Source organism: Haloechinothrix alba (assembly GCF_900188115.1).
Taxonomy (GTDB): Bacteria; Actinomycetota; Actinomycetes; order Mycobacteriales; family Pseudonocardiaceae; genus Haloechinothrix; species Haloechinothrix alba.
In genome coordinates, this window is record NZ_FZNW01000055.1 from 1 (window position 1) to 3663 (window position 3663).

Genomic DNA, 3663 nt, shown 5'->3' on the forward strand with positions numbered 1-3663 from the left:
CTTCGGCTCGCACCCGGTACGGGGTTGCTACGGCACGGCCAGCCCGGCCCGTTCCAGCACCTCGCGCGGATCGGCGACCAGCTTGCGCAGTGTCAGGTCCATCACGCCGATCGTGCACGTGATCTCGGCGGACAGCGTGCCGTCGGTCTTGCGGATGTCACTGTTCATCCGGAACGTCTTACCCTCACCGAAGGCCACATCGCAGCTGACGTCGACCTCGTCACCTGCGCGCAGCTCCCGGCGGAACCGGATGTTCGACTCGAGCAGCACGGGCGCGACGCCGAGGTCGCGTAACCCGTCCCCGCCGCCGCCTGCGTGCTCGAACCACTCCAGGCGCGCAACCTCCGCGTACAGGTGATACACGGAATGGTTGAGGTGGCCAAGGGTGTCCAGCTCGTAGTGCCGGACTTTGATTCTGGTGCTGAAGCTGTCCTGATCGGTCACCGGTTCACTGTAAGCGACCTCGTCACTCGCCCTGCCGGTCACTCCGCGTAGAAGACCCGCTCGACGGCCGCGCGGGCACGCCGGGTGACGCGCCGGTACCGGTCCAGGAACTCGCCGGGGTCGTCGGTGACCGCGTGGCCGAACACGCTCGCCACGGCCGACAGCTCCTTGCCCGACGTGGGGATGGAGTCGACCGGCTTACCACGCACGAGCGTCGCCGCGTTCCGTGCCTTCGTCGCGGTCAGCCAGGCCTCGGACAGGGTCTCCGCGTCCTCGTCGTCGACCAGCCCCGCCTCGCTGAACGCCTCGAGTGCCTCGAGCGTGCCGACCGTGCGCGCGGTCGGGTACTGGTGTGCGTGACGCAACTGCAACAGCTGCACGGTCCATTCCACGTCGCCGAGGCCTCCCGGACCGAGCTTGGCATGCGACCACGCGTCGGATCCCCGTGGCATCCGCTCGGTGTCCACCCGCGCCTTGATGCGCCGGATCTCACGCACCGACGAGGCGTCGAGCCCGCCCTCCGGGTACCTGATGGGGTCGATCATCTCCACGAACCGCTCGCCGAGCTCGCTGTCGCCCGCGACCGGGCATGCCCGCAGCAACGCCTGCGCTTCCCATACCTCGCCCCAGCGCGCGTAGTACGCGCGGTACGACTCGAGCGTGCGCACCAGCGGCCCGTTGCGCCCCTCCGGGCGCAGGTCGGCGTCGACCTTGAGCGGAGGGTCCTGACTCGGCGCGCCGAGCAGCCTGCTGACCGTACTGGCTATGCCGCCTGCATAGCGCACGGCCTCGGCGTCGCTGACTCCCTGGTGCGGTTCGCACACGAACAGCACATCGGCATCCGATCCGTATCCGAGCTCGCCGCCACCCAACCGGCCCATGCCGATCACGGCGATCCGTGCGAGCGGCCGCTCGGCGTTCTCCCGCTGCGCGACATCCAGGGTGGCTTCGAGTACCGCCGCCCATACGCTCGACAGCGCCCGGCACGCCCCGCGCACGTCCAGCGCTCCCAGCAGGTCGGCGCCGGCGACGCGGAGCATCTCGTGCCGCCGCAGCGCGCGGGCGGTCGCGATGGCCGGGCGCAGGGACCGGTAGCGCCCGACCGCCTGACGCAGCGCCACGGCTACATCCGCGGGGTCCCTGTCCGCGAGTGCCGTGGTGTTGCCGAGCTGCTGCAGCACTTCCGGCGCGCGGACCAGCAAGGACGGCACGAACTTCGATGTGCCGAGCAGCCTGGCGAGGTTCTCCACCACAGCACCCTCGTCGCGCAGCACGCGCAGGTACCAGGGCGTCTCGGCCAGTGCCTCGGAGACTTTCCGGTAGGCGAGCAGCCCGCCGTCCGGGTCGGGCGTGTCCGCGAGCAGATCCAGCAGCACAGGAAGCAGGGTGTGCTGGATGGCCGCGCGGCGCGAGACCCCCGAGGTCAAGGCCTTGATATGCCGCAGGGCCCCGTCCGGTGCCGCGTAGCCGAGCGCGGCCAGCCTGCTCGTCGCCTGCTCCGTGGTCAGCTGCAGCTCGTCCGCGGGAACCTTCGCCACCGCGTCCAGCAACGGCCGGTAGAACAGCTTCTCGTGCAGGCGCCGTACCGCCTTGATCTTGCTCCGGTACTCGGCGAGCAGCACCTCCCCCGCGGTCCTGCCCCGCCGCGGGACGGCACCGCACGCTCGGGCGAGCCACCGCAGCTCCCCTGTTGCGGAGGCGTCCGGGAACAGGTGCGTGCGCCGCAGCTTACGCAGCTGGAGCCGGTGCTCGACCATACGGAGGAACTCGTAGGACGCCTCCAGCTCGGTTACGTCGGAACGCCCGACGTAACCGCCCTGCCCGAGCGCATCGAGGGCTTCCATCGTGGATGGGGAGCGCAGCTCGGGGTCGACCCTGCCGTGCACGAGTTGCAACAGCTGCACGGCGAACTCGACGTCGCGCAGCCCACCCCTGCCGAGCTTGAGCTCGCGCTCGGCGATCTCGTTCGGCACGCGCTCCTCGACGCGCGCACGCATCTTCTGCACGTCGACGACGAAGTTGTCCCGTTCGGCCGCCATCCACACCATCGGGGCGACCACGTCCACGTACCGCGCTCCCAGCTCCTCGTCGCCCGCCACGGGGCGTGCCTTGAGCAATGCCTGGAACTCCCAGGTGCGGGCCCATTTCTGGTAGTAGTTCGCGTGCCCCTCCAGCGTGCGCACCAGAGCGCCTGCCTTGCCTTCCGGCCGCAGGGCGGCGTCGACCTGGAAGCACGACGCTCCGACGATGCGCATCATCTCGCCTGCGACCCGGCCCGCCAGCGACGTGTCTCCCTCGGACACGAACACCACGTCGACATCGCTGACGTAGTTGAGCTCGCGACCGCCGCACTTGCCCATGGCGATCACGGCCAGTCGCGTCGGCTCCTCCGCCTCGTCCTGCTGGCTGTCGCATTCCTGCCATGCGAGGGCGAGCCCGGTTCGCAGCGCGGCCTCCGCCAGTGCCGTCAGGCGCGACGTCACCTCGCTGTAGGCCAGCTCGCCGAGCTCGTACTCCACCAGGTGCCCGAGGTCATCGGCCGCGATCTCCATCAGCACGCCACGGTAGGCGCTGCGGAGTGCGCGTACGGCGTCCTTACCGGTCAGGTACGTGTCACCGGAGCGCACCGCGGCCGACAGCTCCGCGGTGTAGTCCGCCGTCGAGGCCTCGCGCGGATGGGTCAGACGACGCCATTCGTCCGGGGTGCTCACCAGGTGGTCCGCCAGCGCCGTGGATCCGCCGAGAATCGCCAGCAGCCTGCCCCGCAACGGCGGGTTGTCGTGCAACGCCTGCCTGATCGTCTCCCAGGCCTGCTCATCGGCCTCTCGCAGCCGGTCGAGACCGATCAGCGCGACATCCGGGTCGGCTGTCTTGGCCAGCGCTGTCAGGACCGGTTCGCTTCCCGGCACGGGGCCGTTCTCGAGCCACAGGCCCGCCGCGATCAGGCGCTGCTCCGCACGATCCTCGGTCAGGCCGAACCGCACCGGTGTCTGGCCATGTCTGTCGCGCGGGATCACCCTGGCCAGCGTAGTAGGGCCGAGCCGGCGATGCCGCTCAGGTAACCGCGCGCACATCCCTCTACAACAAAAAAGCCGGGCCCCGCGTGGGCCCGGCTTTGAGGTGTAGTGGCCGGCGGTGTCCTACTCTCCCGCACGCCTGTCGGGTGCAGTACCATCGGCGCTGGCAGGCTTAGCTTCCGGGTTCGGAATGGGTCCGGGC

Annotated in this window: 2 protein-coding genes and 1 rRNA gene; all 3 read right to left on the reverse strand. The window is 70.1% G+C overall.

Annotated features, from left to right (window positions below; genetic code table 11):
- Positions 1-27 precede the first annotated feature (27 nt).
- Positions 28-444 carry an acyl-CoA thioesterase gene (locus tag CHB84_RS21945; RefSeq protein WP_089303546.1) on the reverse strand — a complete coding sequence of 139 codons (417 nt, stop codon included), beginning with the start codon at positions 442-444 and terminating at the stop codon, positions 28-30.
- A gap of 38 nt (positions 445-482) precedes the next feature.
- On the reverse strand, positions 483-3461 hold the full coding sequence (locus CHB84_RS21950; RefSeq protein WP_245818918.1) for a bifunctional [glutamine synthetase] adenylyltransferase/[glutamine synthetase]-adenylyl-L-tyrosine phosphorylase: 2979 nt from the start codon (positions 3459-3461) through the stop codon (positions 483-485).
- Positions 3462-3571: 110 nt separating this feature from the next.
- Positions 3572-3663, reverse strand: a 5S ribosomal RNA gene (gene rrf / locus CHB84_RS21955); the annotation flags it as partial.